This window comes from Enterocloster sp. 210928-DFI.2.20 (genome assembly GCF_020554465.1).
GTDB lineage: Bacteria > Bacillota > Clostridia > Lachnospirales > Lachnospiraceae > Enterocloster > Enterocloster bolteae.
Genome location: NZ_JAJCHK010000046.1, coordinates 1 through 18,019 on the forward strand (window position 1 = coordinate 1; position 18,019 = coordinate 18,019).

At 54.4% G+C, this 18,019-nt stretch carries 17 protein-coding genes; 15 read left to right on the forward strand and 2 right to left on the reverse strand.

The genetic code is table 11. The annotated features are described in order from the left end of the window. Nucleotides 1–155 precede the first annotated feature (155 nt). Nucleotides 156–1,499 carry a sensor histidine kinase gene (locus tag LI015_RS25510; protein WP_002567276.1) on the reverse strand — a complete coding sequence of 448 codons (1,344 nt, stop codon included), beginning with the start codon at nt 1,497–1,499 and terminating at the stop codon, nt 156–158. Continuing rightward, the gene (locus LI015_RS28455) at nt 1,496–2,227 is read right to left on the reverse strand and encodes a LytR/AlgR family response regulator transcription factor (RefSeq protein WP_002567277.1); all 732 of its coding nucleotides are present in this window, start codon (nt 2,225–2,227) and stop codon (nt 1,496–1,498) included. The genes LI015_RS25510 and LI015_RS28455 overlap by 4 nt, the downstream gene beginning before the upstream one ends. Before the next feature lie 225 nt (nt 2,228–2,452). Between LI015_RS28455 and LI015_RS25520 the strand changes: the two genes are divergently transcribed. From LI015_RS25520 to LI015_RS25590, 15 genes are all read left to right on the forward strand, one after another. Next, nucleotides 2,453–2,665, forward strand: a complete 213-nt coding sequence (locus LI015_RS25520) for a small, acid-soluble spore protein, alpha/beta type (protein ID WP_002573466.1) — start codon at nt 2,453–2,455, stop codon at nt 2,663–2,665. Between the two features lie 55 nt (nt 2,666–2,720). After that, on the forward strand, nt 2,721–3,890 hold the full coding sequence (locus LI015_RS25525) for a cobalt-precorrin 5A hydrolase (RefSeq protein ID WP_002573465.1): 1,170 nt from the start codon (nt 2,721–2,723) through the stop codon (nt 3,888–3,890). A gap of 49 nt (nt 3,891–3,939) precedes the next feature. Continuing rightward, nucleotides 3,940–5,205: a cobalt-precorrin-5B (C(1))-methyltransferase CbiD gene (gene cbiD / locus LI015_RS25530; protein ID WP_195632929.1), complete on the forward strand. Its 1,266-nt coding sequence runs from the start codon at nt 3,940–3,942 to the stop codon at nt 5,203–5,205. A 13-nt stretch (nt 5,206–5,218) separates the two neighbouring features. Further along, nucleotides 5,219–6,733 carry a precorrin-4 C(11)-methyltransferase gene (cobM, locus tag LI015_RS25535; RefSeq protein ID WP_227126613.1) on the forward strand — a complete coding sequence of 505 codons (1,515 nt, stop codon included), beginning with the start codon at nt 5,219–5,221 and terminating at the stop codon, nt 6,731–6,733. Next, nucleotides 6,720–7,541: a precorrin-6A reductase gene (gene cobK / locus LI015_RS25540; RefSeq protein ID WP_002573462.1), complete on the forward strand. Its 822-nt coding sequence runs from the start codon at nt 6,720–6,722 to the stop codon at nt 7,539–7,541. Before cobM ends, cobK begins: the two co-directional genes overlap by 14 nt. Beyond that, complete coding sequence (cbiE, locus tag LI015_RS25545) at nt 7,513–8,832, forward strand: precorrin-6y C5,15-methyltransferase (decarboxylating) subunit CbiE (RefSeq protein ID WP_227126614.1); 1,320 nt, start codon at nt 7,513–7,515, stop codon at nt 8,830–8,832. The genes cobK and cbiE overlap by 29 nt, the downstream gene beginning before the upstream one ends. After that, the gene (locus LI015_RS25550; RefSeq protein WP_227126615.1) at nt 8,817–10,520 is read left to right on the forward strand and encodes a cobyrinate/hydrogenobyrinate a,c-diamide synthase; all 1,704 of its coding nucleotides are present in this window, start codon (nt 8,817–8,819) and stop codon (nt 10,518–10,520) included. The genes cbiE and LI015_RS25550 overlap by 16 nt, the downstream gene beginning before the upstream one ends. Beyond that, nucleotides 10,517–11,575, forward strand: a complete 1,059-nt coding sequence (cobT, locus tag LI015_RS25555) for a nicotinate-nucleotide--dimethylbenzimidazole phosphoribosyltransferase (RefSeq protein WP_117625744.1) — start codon at nt 10,517–10,519, stop codon at nt 11,573–11,575. Before LI015_RS25550 ends, cobT begins: the two co-directional genes overlap by 4 nt. A 54-nt stretch (nt 11,576–11,629) precedes the next feature. Next, entirely contained in the window at nt 11,630–12,271 is a 642-nt protein-coding gene (locus tag LI015_RS25560; protein WP_002573460.1) for a bifunctional adenosylcobinamide kinase/adenosylcobinamide-phosphate guanylyltransferase, read from the forward strand. After that, nucleotides 12,268–13,101: an adenosylcobinamide-GDP ribazoletransferase gene (locus LI015_RS25565; protein ID WP_227126616.1), complete on the forward strand. Its 834-nt coding sequence runs from the start codon at nt 12,268–12,270 to the stop codon at nt 13,099–13,101. The genes LI015_RS25560 and LI015_RS25565 overlap by 4 nt, the downstream gene beginning before the upstream one ends. A 2-nt stretch (nt 13,102–13,103) precedes the next feature. Continuing rightward, nucleotides 13,104–13,535, forward strand: a complete 432-nt coding sequence (locus tag LI015_RS25570) for a bifunctional adenosylcobinamide kinase/adenosylcobinamide-phosphate guanylyltransferase (protein WP_117625746.1) — start codon at nt 13,104–13,106, stop codon at nt 13,533–13,535. A gap of 14 nt (nt 13,536–13,549) precedes the next feature. Continuing rightward, nucleotides 13,550–14,548, forward strand: a complete 999-nt coding sequence (cbiB, locus tag LI015_RS25575; protein ID WP_002567289.1) for an adenosylcobinamide-phosphate synthase CbiB — start codon at nt 13,550–13,552, stop codon at nt 14,546–14,548. A 75-nt stretch (nt 14,549–14,623) separates the two neighbouring features. Next, nucleotides 14,624–15,748, forward strand: a complete 1,125-nt coding sequence (locus LI015_RS25580; protein ID WP_227126617.1) for a pyridoxal phosphate-dependent aminotransferase — start codon at nt 14,624–14,626, stop codon at nt 15,746–15,748. Beyond that, nucleotides 15,721–17,385, forward strand: a complete 1,665-nt coding sequence (locus LI015_RS25585; RefSeq protein ID WP_227126618.1) for a cobyric acid synthase — start codon at nt 15,721–15,723, stop codon at nt 17,383–17,385. The genes LI015_RS25580 and LI015_RS25585 overlap by 28 nt, the downstream gene beginning before the upstream one ends. After that, on the forward strand, nt 17,342–18,019 hold the full coding sequence (locus tag LI015_RS25590; RefSeq protein WP_227126619.1) for a precorrin-8X methylmutase: 678 nt from the start codon (nt 17,342–17,344) through the stop codon (nt 18,017–18,019). Before LI015_RS25585 ends, LI015_RS25590 begins: the two co-directional genes overlap by 44 nt.

Below are 18,019 nucleotides of genomic sequence, written 5' to 3' on the forward strand. Positions count from 1 at the left end.
GAATGTTGGAAGTGTGCTTTTCAGCACACCCCAACATTCAGTATAGAACCTTTTTGCTTAAATGCTGTTTGTCTCCAGAACGGCTTGTGAGGATGCATGGTTCCGTGCTATACTGGAACAAAAAAGAAAAGCGCTGGTCTGGCAGGCCGGAGCGTCTATTTCATGGCTGGGTTCAGAAGCAGGGATGCCTCGAATATTCCGTTGCTGTAATCGAATTTCAGTATGCCGTGATACCGTTCCACCAGATAACGCACAGAGGTAGTACCGGTGCCCATGTCCTCCCGTTTGGATGAAAGAAAACGTCCGTCCTTCATACGTATGAGATGGGAATAGGTGTTCTGTATGGACAGGGCAATCATGGATTCGCCGGCCTGTCCGATGTTGATGGTGATGGAGGGCGTTCCCTGGGTCTGCCTTTGGCATGCCTCCACTGCATTGGAGAGAAGGTTGCCCAGGATAGTGCAGAAGTCTATCTCCGGCACAGGAAGGCTCTGAGGCAGGCAAATGGAGGAGTTTACTGCGATACCCTGGGACTGGGCTGTTTGTATGTAGTAATTGAGCAGCGCGTTGGAGGAAGGATTCTGACAGTACTGGGTGGTGTCCAGGGTTGCATAGGTGCCCAGATAGTCATTTATGTATTCCAGGGCAAACTCTGTCTCCTTCTGCTCCAAAAGCCCCTTGAGCGTGATGAGATGATGGCGGTAATCGTGGCGCGCTTTTTTGAATTGTTCCAGATTATACTGGAGCGTGGCCATCTGGGATTTCTGGACACTGGCCAGCAGCCGGGTAGTCCGATACTGCTCCTTGGCCGCATAGCTTTCAGACAGCCGGGACAGAATCCTCAGACTCACATAGTGGACCGTGTAGATACAGGCAAACCAGCAGACAGCAAAAAAAATCATGTCAGGATGATGCTGAAGCATACGTGCGGGTGCCAGGGAACGGGATGCCAGGCGGAACATGATGAAAAAGAGCACCGGGATGGCGGCCAGATATTTCCAGACCGGAAGAAGCCGTGTGTATTCCACTGCTTTGGTCAGATATTTGTGCAGGATGTAATAGGCCACCCAGACCATGAGAAACAGAAAAATAAGATTGCTTAATAATTTGTCTCCTGTGATAAGGGAACTGCTCTTATTAAGGGAAGCAGAGGCATTGGACAGGTCCGCGCAGTATCCGGCGGTATCCGTGAAGTTCTTAAAAAGGAAAAGGGAATAGATATTCACAGGCCAGTCTGTGCGCACCATCCATTTACAGACAAGTATGTTGGTGGTCATGGTGGTGCAGGACCACGCCAGCTCCAGCCAGGGCCGGGACAGGAAAGGGCTGAAGCATGTAAGGCCTAAAAAGTATACAAAAAACAGGTATCCCATAAGAATACCTGTAGTTTTTGACATAGAGTACCGCCATTCCCTTCGGAATACCGCCAAAAAGGGAACGATAATGAATATGATTTCGGCCAAAATCACACTTATCAGCTGTATCTGTGCAAAGCTCATCCGATGCCTCCGTTTAACTTGGAGAACTGGTAATCTGCATACTGCTGGTGAATCTGCGACCGCATGGTCCTGGTAATAGGCAGATGCTCTCCGGTTGTCAAAATGAACTCTGATTTCTCCATAGAAAAAACCTTGTCCATATTGATGATGCAATTCCGGTAGCAGCATATGAACTGGGAGTATATAAGGAGCATACCGGAAAAATCTTCAAACCGCATGTAAGTGCGGACCGTCTTATCTGGAAGATGGATTTGTATGTAGTGGTTTGAATAATCGGTGTAAAGGATAGAGTCAATGGGAATCTTCTGCATGATGCGGCTTTCCTTTACCTCTATATAATGACTCTGCTTCCTGCGGGATACAGACAAAAAATACTCCATGGTCTGGCTGAACTTGTCGTAGCGGATAGGCTTTACCATGTAATCCAGCGCACGGACCTCATATCCCTTCAGGGCAAAATCGGTGCTGCTGGTGGTGAACACGATGGTACAGGAATCATCATCCCTGCGGACCCTTTCAGCGATTCTGATACCGGAGGTCTCATTCCGGAGAAAAATATCTATGAATATAAGGTCAAAGCTGCCTCTTTGCCAGCAGCGAAGGAAGTCGGCGGCGGTATTGAAGATGGTCGTCTGCTGGCAGGTATGTGTGTCGGAGCAATAGGTGGATATAAAGCCGGCTAACTGACGGGCCTCATCTATCGAGTCGTCGATGACTGCAATGTTCACGGTGCCCTTCCTTTCTTTATGTATGGTTACAGGGTAACAAAAGGTTTATAAATTATCCTGTAACGGTACGTTATGAAACAATCCATATAGGTTCAGTATAATATACAACAAATTAAATTGCAAGGGCAATTGGAATAAGTTGTAAGCGCGGTATAGGCAGGCCCCTGCCTGGGTATAATCCATTTGTACTTAATTTGTATCAGCAAGAAAGGAGCAAGAACCTACATGGGAAAGTCTAAGAAGAATGAGGCATTTGATCCTCATAATCTGAGTGCGCAGGACCAGCTTAAATTTGAGATTGCCCAGGAACTGGGGTTGGACGCAAAGGTCATAGAGGGAGGATGGAGGAGCCTGACAGCCAAGGAAAGCGGCAAGATAGGAGGCCTTATCACAAAGCGCAAACGGGAACTTAAGAAAGAGGCATTGCAGCAGGAATAATTTTCCGATATACTGTTTTATATCTGTAATCAGGAATAATACAAAGGAGACGGGAATGAAGATAGGTATGATTTGTTTTACGGCAAGAGGCACTGCAATATGCCGCCTTCTGTGCCGCCGGTTCAGGGATACAGGGACAGAGTGCACGGGATATGTGCCGCAGCGCTTCTGGAAGCCGGAATGGGAGGCGGAGGGAATCAAGCCTCAGGACAAGTCCCTTTCGGAATGGACCGGATCCATGTTTGGACAGAAGAGGGCGCTGGTGTTTATCGGGGCGGCCGGCATTGCAGTCAGGGCCATTGCGCCCTTTGTCCGGGATAAGATGACAGATCCCCCTGTGGTGGCGGTTGACGAAGCCGGGCATTTCTGCATCCCCCTGCTGTCAGGACATGTGGGAGGCGCAAATGAGCTGGCTGAAAGAATGGCGTGCTGGCTTCAGGGAATACCGGTCATAACCACTGCCACGGATATCAATGGCATCTTTGCGGTGGATGTCTTTGCGGCCCGAAGGGGCCTTTGTATAACAGATAGAAAAAAGGCCAAAGAAATTTCTGCCTGGCTGCTGGATGGCGGGAAGGTGGGATTTTTCTGCGATTCGGAGTGCCGCAGGGCGGAGGGCGCGTCTGGAGCCGGAACCACAAAAAACGGGAGTTCAGGCAGAGGAGCAGAGAACGTTGGGGATGGTACTGAGGGCATATGCAGGCATAATATATGTATGAACAGCGTGTGCAGGCATAACATATGGATCACATTCCGAAACAGTGAAAGGCCCTCCCTTTCTCCGGACAGGGAAGCGGTCTTTCTCCGCCTGGTTCCAAAGGTGGCAGTGGTAGGGGTGGGATGCAGGAAGGGAACCCCGCCGGATATCCTGGAAGGCTGTGTCCTGGAAGCGCTGGAAAGAGGAGGCATTGACCCGGCGGCGGTAAAGGCATTATCCACCATAGACATAAAGGCAGGGGAAGAGGCGGTAACCAGGCTGGCCCGCAGGTACGGGTGGGAGCTGCGTACATTTACATCCAGGGAGCTGCTGGCTGTGGAAGGAGAGTTTCAGGAATCTGATTTTGTAAGATCCGCAGTGGGCGTGGGCAATGTCTGCGAAAGGTCCTGTACAGCCAGGGGAGGAAGACTTTTAATACATAAGCAGGCCGGAAAAGGGGTGACGGTGGCGGCAGCCATAGAGCCGGTTGCAGGGAAATTAGACATTGAGAAATGCAGTTGGATATGATATACTTTTCCATAGTTTAAAAGTCAGATGTTGGACAGCAGGTGAGACTATGGGAGATTCGTACATCTATAAGAATCAGAAAAAATTGAGATGGGGATACACCACAGGTACTTGTGCGGCAGCGGCTTCCTTGGCAGCTGCCGTTATGTTGTTGCGGGGCAGGAGAATGGAGCAGGTGTCCCTGACAACGCCAAAGGGAGTCCGGCTGGACCTGGAGGTGGAGGAAATGGAGACGGGGAAGAACTGTGTCTGCTGCGGTGTCAGAAAGGATGCAGGTGACGACCCGGATGTGACGGACGGGCTTATGGTGTATTCACAGGTCCGGCTGCCGGATGCGGACAGCGGCGGCGCCGGAGATGCGAGAGAGGCCGGAGATGCGAGAGAGGCCGGAGATAACACAGAGGCCGGAGATGACAGAAATGACTGTGGGGATTATGTGTATGAGAAAGACGGATTGCGGCTGATTTTATCCGGAGGAGTGGGAGTGGGAAGGGTAACCCAGTGCGGTTTGAGCTGCGAAGTGGGAAAAGCTGCCATTAACCCGGTCCCCAGGCAGATGATATTTGAACAGGTGGCCGGTGTGTGCCGGGAATCTGGCTTTAAGGGAGTGCTTTCCATTGAAATCCGTGTGCCGGAAGCCCTGAAGGTGGCGGATAAGACCTTTAACAGCCGTTTGGGAATCCAGGGAGGTATATCCATACTGGGGACCAGCGGAATGGTGGAGCCCATGAGCGAGACAGCCCTCCTTGATACCATCCGGCTGGAACTGAGACAGAGGATCCGAAAAGGGGAGAAGAACCTTCTGGTGACACCGGGAAATTACGGTGAGAGCTTTGTGGACACTGTACTTGGCCTGGGCCTTGGACAGGCCGTGAAATGCAGTAATTTTATAGGCAGTACCATTGATATGGCGGTGGAAGAAGGGGCTGAGTCCATTCTGCTAATAGGCCATGGAGGAAAGCTAATCAAGCTGGCAGCCGGTATTATGAATACCCATTCCTCCTGGGCAGACGGGAGAATGGAAATCCTGGCAGCCCACGGAGCTGCCTGCGGCGCAAAAAGAGAGCTGGTGGAACAGATTATGGAAGCAGTGACCGTGGACGAGGGGCTGCGCCTTTTAGAGACAGAGGACGGCCTGCGTGAGCAGGTGATGAAGCGGGTGATGGCGCGGCTGGAGCAGCATGTGAAACGGCGGGCCGGCGGACGTCTGAGGGCAGAGGTTATTGTATTTACCAATGAGCGCGGGATACTTGGGGCAACCACCGGCGCAGATGATATGTTATTGTACTTTACGAACAGATTAAGAAATAGATGAAAGGCGGAGCAAGATGATACATATAGTAGGAGCAGGTCCGGGGGCGGTTGATTTGATTACGGTCCGCGGACAGAAACTTTTGTCAGAGGCAGATGTGGTCATCTATGCGGGTTCCCTGGTCAGCCGTGATCTTCTGGGCTGGGCCAGGCAGGATGCAAGGATTTATGACAGTGCCTCCATGGACCTGGAGCAGGTTATGGAAGTGATGGAACAGGCGGAACGGGACGGTCTTACAACGGTGCGCCTTCATACCGGGGATCCCTGCCTCTACGGTGCCATACGGGAACAGATGGACGGACTGGACGCCAGGGGGATAAAATATGACATATGTCCCGGGGTCAGTTCTTTCTGCGGAGCCGCCGCAGCCCTTGGAATGGAATATACCCTGCCCGGTATCAGCCAGAGTGTGGTAATAACCAGAATGGCCGGGAGAACACCGGTGCCGGAGCGTGAATCCATAGAGAAATTTGCTGCCCACGGCAGCACCATGGTGATATTCCTGAGCGCAGGCATGACGGGAGAGCTGTCAGAGGAGCTGGTAAAGGGCGGATATCCGGGAGATACCCCCGCAGCCATTGTATATAAGGCGACCTGGCCGGATGAGAAGGTTGTCCGGTGTACGGTAGCTACATTAGAGGAGACAGCAGACAGGGAGGGCATCCATAAGACCGCCCTTATTGTGGTGGGGAATACTGTGGCCCAGACAGGTTATGAGCGCTCAAAGCTTTACGACCCCGCCTTTACCACCGGATTTCGTGCGGGCCGGGAAATCGTCCCGGGGAAACTGGAGCCGGGAACACTCTATGTGGTGGGAATGGGACCCGGAGAAAAAAAGCAGATGACAGGACAGGCGCTGGAAGTGATGGGCCGGTGCCAGGTCATAGCTGGTTATACGGTCTATGTGGACCTGGTAAGGGGATTGTTCCCCCAGAAGGAGTTCCTGACCACCGCCATGACCAGGGAAGAGGAACGGTGCCGGAAGGCGTTTGAATGCTGCATGATGGGAAAGAATACAGCCATGATTTGCAGCGGGGACGCGGGGGTCTATGGAATGGCGGGCCTTATACTGGAGCTGGCTCAGCAGTACCCCGGCGTCAGAGTCAGGATTGTGCCGGGAATTACGGCTGCCTGCGCAGGGGCAGCTGTTTTGGGAGCACCGCTGATGCACGATTTTGCTGTCATCAGCTTAAGCGACCGGCTCACACCCCTGGAAGACATATGGAACCGGGTAGAGGCAGCGGCCCAGGCTGATTTTGTCATATGCCTGTACAATCCGGCCAGCAAGGGACGGCCTGATTTTTTCCGGCAGGCGTGCAGCCGGATTCTAAAGTACAGGGCAGAGGATACCGTATGCGGGCTGGCTGTGAACATTGGCAGGGAAGGGGAAGAAATGGAGGTCCTGACCCTGGAGGAGCTGAAGGATCGCCGGGTGGACATGTTTACCACGGTTTATATCGGCAATTCCCATACCAGGCAGATTGGCCCCTATATGGTAACGCCCAGAGGTTACAGGTATGAAGGAAATTAAGAAGAGTGTCATACTGTTTGCCGGGACCACGGAGGGAAGGCTGCTGGCGGAATATCTTCAGGAGCTTAACCAGCCCTTTATAATCTGCGTGGCTACCGGATATGGAAGGGATTTGCTGGAGGATATAAGCAGGCCGGACGAGAACGGATGTATGGAGATACGCCAGGGACGCCTGGATGTCACGGAAATGGAACGTATGTTTGATGAACTGCGGCCGGAACTGGTCATTGACGCCACCCATCCATATGCGGTGGCAGTAACCCAGAACATAAAAATGGCCTGTTCCAAACGAAAGGGCCTGCGGCTTTTAAGGTGCCTGCGTGAACCGGGGGCCGGGGACAACCGGCCGGGAGTCATCCATATGCCGGATGTGGAGGCAGCCGCTGCATGGCTGTCCTCTGTGGAGGGAAATATTCTGGTGACCACAGGCAGCAAGGAGCTGGCTATCTACACAAGGATAAGGGATTATGAGCAGAGAGTGTATGCCAGGATCCTGCCCTCGGCGGAGGCCGTGGCCCAGTGCAGGAGTCTGGGCTTTGAGGGCCGCCATATCATTGCCATGCAGGGACCATTTTCAGAGGAAATGAATCTGGTACAGCTCAGGGAATACGGATGTGCTTATCTGGTGACCAAGGATGGGGGCGCAGCAGGAGGCTTTTCAGAAAAGATAAAGGCAGCCCACAGGGCCGGGGCAGCGGCAGTGGTGATTGACCGGCCGGGCAGCGGGGAAGGCATATCCCTGGACGATATAAAGGGACAGCTAAAGGAGTGGATGGACCATGAAAAGAAAGGAAGCATATATGGATGATTTAAGGCCAATTGTATATCTGGTGGGCATAGGAATGGGGGGCGAGGACCAGTTGACGGGCCGGGCAATGGATTGCCTGGAGGCGGCCCAGGTAGTGATGGGGGCGGACCGGATGCTGGACAGCGTCAGCGCGTACACCGATAAGAAACGGGTATTTTCAGCCTATAAGCCCAGTGAGATGGTACAGTGGCTGGGTAGCTTCCGGTGGGACGAGGCAGCCCTGGTGCTGTCAGGAGATACGGGCTTTTACAGCGGAGCTGAGGCGGCGGCCAAGGCATTTTTGCGGGAAGGATGGGATGTGGAATTTGTTCCGGGTGTATCCAGCCTGTCCTATTTCTGCGCCAGGTTGGGAAAGAGCTGGCAGAATGTCCATCCGGTCAGCAGCCATGGAAGGGATTGTGATGTGGTGGCCTATATCCGCAGCTTCAAGAGCTGTTTTATTCTGCTGGGCGGAGCCGGCAGCGTGCCGGATTTGTGCCGTCAGCTGGTCAGCAGCGGAATGAGCAGCGTGACTTTATGGGCCGGAGAAAATTTTTCATACGAGGACGAACGCATTGCCTGGCAGATGACGCCTGCTGAGCTTCTGATGGAGGATGAGCGCCTTCCCTTTGGCAGTCTGGCTTGTGTTTTGGTGGAGAATACAGAGGCAGCGGAAGGACAGCTTTATCCGCAGCCCGGCCCCCAGGATGAGGACTATATCAGGGGGCAGGTGCCTATGACCAAAAAGGAGGTACGGAGGATATCACTGGATAAGCTGTGTATCGGCTCCCAGGCCGTGTGTTATGATATCGGGGCCGGCACCGGCTCTGTGGCGGTGGAGATGGGAATGGAGATACGCAAGTGGGGCGGCAGCGGCCAGGTGTATGCCATTGAGCGGAACCGGGAAGCCCTGCAGCTGATTGAATCCAACTGCCAGAAGTTCCACGGAAGCTGGATGGGATTTCACATTGTGGAAGGCGAGGCGCCTGAGGCTATGAAGGGGCTGGAACCTCCCACTCATGCATTCATCGGAGGAAGCGGAGGTCACATGCGTGAAATCGTGGCAGCTCTCCTTGACGCCAATCCCCATGTGAGAATTGTGGCTAATGCCATTACACTGGAGACTGTTGGTGAAATTTTGGCGTGTATGAAGGAATTCGGATTCGCCACAGGAGAGATAACCCAGATATGGGCAGCTCCTGTGGATACGGTGGGAAGCTACCATATGCCAAAAGCACAGAATCCGGTGTATGTGGCGGTTATGCAGGACCCAAAAGACGATGAGGGAGAGATACAATGGCAGGAGTTATGATAGCGGCTCCGGGAAGCGGCAGCGGGAAGACGATGGTAACCTGCGGCCTGCTGACCCTCCTTAAGAGGAAGGGATATAATCCGGCTGCGTTTAAGTGCGGACCGGACTACATTGACGGCCTGTTCCACCGCAGGGTTCTGGGAGTGGAAAATGGAAACCTGGACAGCTTTTTTGAGACCGGGACACATATGAGACAGAAGCTGTCCCGGAGCATGGAACGCCATTTTGTAGTGGCGGAAGGGGTCATGGGATATTTTGACGGCCTTGGGGGCGTGTCTGTTCAGGGGAGTTCTTTTGAGATTGGAAGTATTCTTGGTCTGCCTGCCATTCTGGTGGTGGATGGAAGAGGAGCCAGCTTATCGCTGATGGCATTGATTCAGGGATTTTTGGAGTATGATGCCATGCTGGAGGGAAAAGACGAGGAAAAAACTCACGATAAAACTGACTGTGATGCGGAATGTGCGGCTGGCATGCAATACGAAGAATGCAGGAAGAGAAGATGGAAAGAGAATGAGGAAAATTATCGCGAGAAAAAATCTCACACATCCAATGGACTGCATGGGTGTGTTTGCGGAAACACAGACTGCCATGAGAGCAAGGATAAAAAAAATAACAACATAAGGGGAATCTTTTTCAACCGCATGTCCCCCATGATATATAACCGTATAAAACCTATGGTGGAGGAACTGTTTCGGATTCCGGTCATTGGATATTTACCTGAACTGAACTTCCTTCATGTGGGAAGCCGTCATCTGGGACTGGTGCTTCCGGATGAGATAGATGGAATCAGGGAGCAGCTGGAACAGCTGGCGGACCGGATGGATGAAAATTTGGAGTGGGAACCGCTATTGAAGATTGCTGCTGAGGCAGGCGGACGGGACAGGGAGGTACCGGTCCGGGAAGAAGCAGGAGCCGGGCAGCAAACGGGGAATGTAGCGGGAATTAAGCCGGGAAACAAGCTGGGAAACGAGCCGGGAAACATACCGCATTTCCGCCTGGGGATTGCCAGGGATGAGGCATTCTGTTTTTATTATGAGGACAACCTGAGGGCTATGGAACAGGCCGGGGCCCGGCTTGTGTACTTTAGTCTGCTCCATCAGGAGAAACTGCCGGATGGGCTGGACGGGCTGATTTTAGGAGGCGGTTATCCTGAAAACCACGGGGAGGCCCTGGCGGCGAACAGGACCATGCGGGATTCGGTGGCTGCGGCTGCCGCGTCCGGGATGCCCATTCTGGCAGAGTGCGGGGGATACCTCTATCTGCTGGACAGTCTGGAGGGAGCCGACGGAACGGTTTATCCCATGGCAGGGGTCTTGAAGGGCCACGGATACAGGGCCGGGAAAACCGGCAGGTTTGGATACATAACCCTGGGGCCCAACCGCTGCCTTCCCTATCTCCGGGAAGGGGAGGAGATAAAAGGCCATGAATTTCATTACTGGGACTGCGATTGCGGGGAGGATGAATTTTGTATGACGGCTGCCAAGCCAAAGGGCGGCCGCAGCTGGCCCTGTATGAGAACAGCAAAACAGGTGATGGCAGGATTCCCCCACCTCTATTATCCTTCCTGCCCCGGACTGGTCCGGCGGTTTGCCGGACAGTGCGTGGAATACGGACAGAGACATGACCGGAAACATGACAGACAAGAGCGTAACGGACAAGAACATGACGGAGAGGAACATGAGCTATGACATTGAAGGAAGCGATGAACAGCATTAAGCCGGCCCGCCAGGCACTCAGGCAGCAGGCAAAGCAGCGCTGGGACCAGGTGGCCAAACCTCTGGGAAGCCTGGGAGTCCTGGAGGAGGATATCATACGCATTGCCGCTGCTTCCGGCAGCCTGGCAGTCAGCCTGCGTCCCAGGGCTATTGTGGTCATGTGTGGGGATAATGGCGTTGTAAAGGAAGGGGTGACCCAGACAGGGCAGGAGGTTACCGCCATTGTGGCGGGGAATATGGCCCGGGGAAATTCGTGTGTATGCCTCATGGCTCGCCAGGCAGGGGCCGACGTGATTCCTGTGGATGTGGGTATGGCCTGCCGCGACGCGGTTCCCGGCGTGGTGAACCGGAAAGTGGCATATGGGACAAAGGATTTCCTGGAGGAACCTGCCATGACCATGGAGGAGACAGTGAGGGCCATGGAGGCAGGTGCAGATATGGCCGTGGAACTGAAGGAAAGGGGATATGTGCTGGCTGGCTCCGGGGAAATGGGAATCGGCAATACCACTACCAGCAGCGCCCTGCTTTCCGTGCTTCTTAATATGGACCCGGAACTGGTGACGGGCCGGGGGGCTGGTCTGACCACTGCCGGCTACAACCGCAAGGTGCAGGTCATAAGGGAAGGCATCCGTATCCGCAAGCCGTCCGGGGAGGACCCGGTGGACGCGCTGTCCAAAGTGGGCGGACTGGATTTGGCGGCCCTGACGGGCTTTTACATTGGATGCGCGGCCTGCGGCCTGCCGGTGGTGCTGGACGGACTCATAACAGGGGCAGCCGCTCTGGCGGCCGTCAGAATCAGCCCGGATGTAAAAGGATATCTGCTGGCCTCCCACGTTTCAGCCGAGCCTGCCGGGGCAATGGTTCTGGATGCTCTTGGCCTTAAACCTGCTATTTCTGCGGGAATGTGTCTGGGGGAGGGCACCGGCGCAGCGGCCCTGTTTCCGCTTTTGGATATGGCGGCGGCTGTGTACACGCAGATGAGCAGCTTTGATGACATCCATGTGGATGCGTATGAGCATCTTCTGTAATTGGGATGTAAGGAATTTGGATGAACATGACGACACGATAATAGGAGACCTGGAATGATTACTCTGGTGACAGGCGGAAGCGGCAGCGGAAAATCAGAATACGCGGAAGGGCTTATTCTGGACTCCCCCTGTTCCCGCCGTTTTTATGTGGCTACCATGATTGCATATGGAAAAGAGGGACGGGATAAGGTGGAGCGCCACCGTGTGCTCCGAAAGGGAAAGGGATTCATCACCATAGAAAAGCCCCGGAATGTGGGAGAAGTGATGGTTGGAGAGTATGAGACCGGTTTAAGCCCCTTATCCCGGACCGGCCGTGCTCTTTTGCTGGAGTGCGTATCCAACCTGGCGGCCAATGAGATGTTTAAGGAGGGGACAGGGAAAACGGAAGCAGGAGAGCAGCAGGGCGGTCCAATCCAATGTCTGTCCCATAAGATTGCGGAGGATATCATTTCCCTGGCCGGACAGGTTCAGGATATGGTGATTGTCACCAATGAAGTGGATCGGGATGGAATCTGTTACGAACCTGAGACAATGGAGTATATCCGTCTCATGGGCTGCCTGAATCAGAAGCTGGCATCTGCCGCGGACCGGGTGGTGGAGGTGGTTTACGGCATTCCCGTGCTCTTAAAGCCCTCCGCCCTGGGACCGGCAGCAATTGGGGCTGACTTTAAAAGAAGGGAGTGTCAGGGAGAATGAACGGACTTTATTCCTGCATCATAGCAATTTCCATGTATTCCAAGATACCTATGCCCAACGTGGAGTGGAGTGAAGACCGCATGCGCTATGTCATGTGCTTTTTTCCTCTGGTGGGGATTGTCCAGGGAGCGGCCCTGGGCCTTTGGCTCCATTTTGCCCTGGATGTGCTGAATCTGTCCGTGGGTGCTGCGGCTCTTACAGGGGCAGCCATTCCCCTGCTGGTAACCGGAGGAATTCACATGGACGGTTTTCTGGATACCATGGATGCCATTCATTCCTATGGCGACAGAAGCAGAAAGCTGGAAATTTTAAAAGACCCCCATCTGGGAGCCTTTGCAGTCATTTCCTTCGGCGTTTATATGATGCTTTATCTGGGCGTTTTCCATGAATACCTGTCCCTTGTCCTGAGGGAGGACAGGGGGGACAGATATTTTCTTTATGCGGTTCCCTGTCTTGTGTTTGTGATGGAGCGGGCCTTCAGCGGCCTCTCCGTGGTCACGTTTCCCCAGGCCAAGAAAAAGGGACTGGCAGCCGGATTTGGCGGGGCAGCCAGGAAAAGGACGGATTCCCTGGTGCTGCTTCTGTGGATGCTTATGTGCCTGGCAGCAGGTGCGGCAGCCGCTAAGGTGGGATGCCACGGGGCAGGCATGCTGGCAGGAGTCCTGCTTATGACCCATCTGGCTGTGTTCATATGGTATTACAGGATGTCCGTGAAACAGTTTGGCGGGGTGACAGGAGATTTAGCCGGATGCTTTTTGCAGGTTTGCGAACTGGCCGGCCTGGCAGCGGCCGCAGTCCTTTTAAAAGCGGGCTTGATGGGAGGAATGTAGGAATGATCTTGGTGACAGGAGGAAGCTTCCAGGGCAAGAGGGTGTTTGTCAGACAGTACCTGGGGGAACAGAATGCAGATGGAGCTGTCTGGACAGAGGGAGCAGAGGCCTCCTGGGAGGAATTTATGGACGGCAGGTTCTGCCGTGATTTCCAGCTCTTTGTCAGGCGGGTAATGGAGGGGAGTGCAGGCCCTTCCTTCTGTGAACAGAAGGGACCGGCCATGGACCAGATTCTTGAACAGCTTCTGGAGGAGCTGCTGGCCGGACCAAAGGACCGTGTTTTGGTGACAGATGAGATAGGCTGCGGCATCGTGCCTGCAGATGCCTTTGAACGCCTGTACAGGGAGGAGACAGGGCGGCTCTGCTGCCGGATTGCCGGGGAGGCGGATGAAGTGTGGCGGGTGTGCTGCGGGACAGGGATACGGATTAAATAACGAGGAAGGTAGACATGGACATTACGTGGCTGGATATATGGAAATTTCACGGTGCGGCATTGTTGGCGGGATGTGTGATTGACTGGATCATAGGAGACCCCATATGGCTTCCCCATCCGGTGCGCCTTATGGGAACCATGATTGCAGGGACGGAATCACGGCTCAGAAAATGGACAGAGGGGACGGGAAGGAAAGGGCAGTCCCGGGCAGGGGTCATCCTCGCTGTATTCATGTGTATCATATGGTGGTGTGTTCCATGGGCAATCGTTCACGGGGCAGAGCATCTATGGCTGTCCGGGGCCTGGGCGGTTCTTCTTCTGGCAGAGGGGTTCCTGTGCAGTCTCATGCTGGCAGCCAGGGGACTGTATACAGAGAGCATGAAGGTGTGCCGCAGCCTGGAGGAAGGCAGCACCGAGGAGGCCAGATATAATGTATCCATGATTGTGGGAAGGGATACCGCAGCGCTGGATGAGGGCGGAATCGCCAGGGCAGCCGTGGAGACCGTGGCTGAAAATGCCTCTGACGGTGTCATTGCCCCCTTTTTGTTCATGGCACTTCTGGGGCCGGCAGGAGGCACGCTGTACAAGGCCGTCAACACCATGGATTCCATGGTGGGATACAAAAATGACAGATACATGTACTTCGGCCGCTGTGCAGCCAGGCTGGACGACCTGCTTAATCTGGCTCCGGCCAGGCTGACCGGAATCCTTATGGTTCTGGGGGCATGGGTTCTGCCGGGTATGGACGGGGCTCATGCCTTTAAGGTGTTCCTTCGGGACAGGAAACGCCATGCCAGCCCTAATTCCGCCCACGGCGAGGCCGCCTGTGCAGGCGCCCTCCATCTCCGCCTGGCCGGTGACGCCTGGTACTTCGGAACTCTTCATAAAAAGCCGTATATCGGGGATGATGACAGGCAAATCCAACCGGCGGACATAAGGCGTGCCAACCGTCTTATGTTTTTTGCGGAGGGGATGATGGTCCTTGGGCTGGCTGTGCTTATTATGATTTTGTGATACCATTCTGGTTTTGCCAAAACAGCCGGCGGGGGTAGAAAAGGATAGCTGTAAAAAAGATATATGGAGGTTATTATGGAATATCAACACGGCGGTGACATATACAGCCAGGACATACAGATGGATTATTCTGCCAATATCAATCCCCTCGGCATGCCGGAGGCGGTCAGGCAGGCTCTGAGGGACTGCCTGGAGAGGGAGGTATGCAGCCTGTACCCGGACAGCCGGTGTGAAAGGCTGAGACAGGCCCTGGGCAGGCATCACGGGGTGGAGGATAAATGGATTATCTGCGGCAACGGGGCAGCTGATTTGATATTCGGACTGGCAGCTGCGCTGCGCCCTGTACGCGGGCTGGTGACAGCTCCCGCCTTTTCCGAGTATGAGCAGGCATTGAGGTCGGTGGGATGCAGGACCGACTATTATTATCTCAGGGAAGACAGGGGGTTTGCTCTGGACGCGGCAGGGATGTGCGGCTGTGTCCGGGCGGCGGCAGAGAGGGGCGAGCCCTACGATGTGGTGTTCCTCTGCAATCCCAACAATCCCACGGGGATACCCGTTAAAAAGGAAGAGGTTAAGCAGCTGGCAGATACTTGTGAGCGGCTGGGGGCTTACCTGGCAGTGGATGAATGCTTCTGCGATTTTATGGATAATTCAGAATTATATTCTGTCATACCTGACCTGGCCCGGTTTACGCATCTGTTTGTCCTTAAGGCATTTACAAAGCTGTATGCCATGGCCGGGCTGCGGCTGGGCTACGGCCTTTGCAGCGACAGCGGCCTTCTGGAGCGGCTTCAGGCAGTACGCCAGCCCTGGTCCGTGTCCGGCCCGGCCCAGTGCGCCGGCGTGGCGGCCCTTGGAGAGACGGATTTTGCGGAGCACACCAGAGCGGTGCTTAAGGGTGAGCGGGAGAGGCTTTCTGCCGCCCTCCATGACCTGGGCTTTCAGGTATATCCATCCCAGGCCAATTATCTGTTCTTTCGGGACCGGGAAGAGGACGGAATCCTGGAAAAAGGCCGGCTTTACCAGGAGCTGCTGGGCCGGCGCATCCTGATCCGCAGCTGTGCCAATTATCCGGGGCTGGACTCATCCTTTTACCGTATCTGTGTTAAGCTGAGGCAGGACAATGAACAGCTCATCCGGGAAATGGCCCGGGTGCTTGAGAGGAGGAAACCATGTCCCAACATACAAAGTCAATCATGATTCAGGGAACCATGTCCAATGCGGGAAAGAGCATCCTGGCAGCCGGGCTGTGCCGTATTTTTCACCAGGACGGCTACAGGACAGCGCCTTTTAAATCCCAGAACATGGCCCTTAATTCCTACATAACTCCGGAAGGGCTGGAGATGGGACGGGCCCAGGCCGTACAGGCGGAGGCGGCGGGAATTGTCCCTAATGCGGATATGAATCCCATTCTTTTAAAACCCACCACAGATGTGGGAAGCCAGGTTATCGTCCATGGAATTTCCAGGGGCAATATGAAGGCCAGGGATTATTTTGCCTGTAAGAAATCCCTGGTGCCGGATATTATGGCCTCCTACCGGCGGCTGGAGGAGCAGTACGATGTCATTGTCATAGAGGGCGCCGGAAGCCCGGCCGAGATTAACCTGAAAACCGATGATATCGTGAACATGGGCATGGCGGACATGGCGGACGCCCCGGTGCTTCTGGTGGGGGACATTGACAGGGGAGGTGTTTTTGCACAGCTCTACGGTACGGTGGCCCTGCTGACAGAGGAGGAGAGAAAGCGGGTAAAGGGATTAATCATCAACAAATTCAGAGGCGACAGGTCCATACTGGCTCCCGGGATTTCCATGCTGGAGGATCTGTGCGGTATACCGGTGGTGGGGGTGATACCCTATATGGATGTGGATATCGAGGATGAGGACAGCCTGAGCAGCCGCCTGGAGACAGGAAAAGGCAAAGCACCTGCTGCGGTGGATTTGGCTGTGATCCGCTTTCCGCGCATCTCTAATTTTACGGATTTTAATGTGTTTTCAGGAATCCCCGGGGTGTCGCTGCGCTATGTGACAAGGGCTTGTGACCTTGGAACCCCCGACATGGTCATCCTTCCCGGCACCAAGAATACCATTCATGACCTGCTGTGGATGCGCCAGAACGGTCTGGAGGCGGCAATCCTTAAGCTGGCGGACCGTCAGGTGCCGGTGTGGGGAATCTGCGGCGGTTACCAGATGATGGGAGAGGTGCTGGTGGACAAAAAAGGGGTGGAGTCGGACCTCCCTTCACGGACATCCGGAATGGGCCTTCTTCCCCTTAAAACGGAGTTTGAGGAAGAAAAGATAAGGACCCAGGTGGAAGGCGCGTTCGGCCAGCTGGACGGCTGCCTTGGCGGGTTGTCCGGAAAATCCATTGAGGGATATGAAATCCACATGGGCCGCACGTACATTGACCGGGAAGAGGGGGCTGCGGATACAGCCAGAATCGTTTCCTGGCGCAGGGAACCGGAAATATGCCGCCCCATGGACTATGTGATGGAAACGGGAAAGGACAGGCTTTTATCCAGAAAGGCCAGAATGGACGGGTGGAACAGGGGAAATATCTACGGCACCTATGTACACGGAATCTTTGACAGCCCCGGAATCGCCAGGACAGTGGCAGAGGCCCTGGCCGCTGCAAAGGGCCTCTGCCTGGAACAGGCGGCGGATATGGATTACCGCACGTACAGACAGCAGCAGTATGACAAGCTCGCAGAAGAGCTCAGGGAGAATCTGGACATGGCTGCCGTGTACAGAATCATGGGCATCAGCCAAAAAGGAAAAGGAGAGGAGAAGCCGGATGACGGATATACAGTTGGAACAGGTACTGCCGGGAGACATTGAGAGGCGCAGTTTTGAGATCATACAGGAGGAACTGTCCTTACGGGGGATTTATCTGGAGCCTGAAAATGAAATGGTTATCAAGAGGGCCATCCACACCACGGCGGATTTTGACTATGCACAAAACCTGGTATTTTCCGGTCAGGCAGTGAAAAGAGGAACAGAGGCCTTAAAAGCAGGAGCTGTCATTGTCACGGATACCAATATGGGGCTGTCCGGGATCAATAAAAAAAGGCTGTCCGCCCTGGGCGGGGAAGCCTTCTGTTTTATGGCAGATGAGGATGTGGCCCTGCAGGCAAAGGAACAGGGCACCACCAGAGCTGTGGCCAGCATGGAGAAGGCGGCCAGGCTCTACGGGCTGCAGGGGCGTCCGCTGATTTTTGCCGTGGGCAATGCTCCCACGGCCCTGGTCCGCATATATGAGCTTATAGAAGAAGGACTGGCCGCCCCTGCCCTTGTCATCGGAGTGCCGGTGGGATTCGTGAATGTGGTCCAGTCCAAGGAACTGATTCTGACCCTGGAGGATACGCCGTATATTGTGGCAAGGGGAAGAAAAGGCGGCAGCAATGTTGCCGCCGCCATCTGTAACGCGCTGTTATACCAGATTCCGGTGCAGGGCGTTGCAGAAAGTACTTAA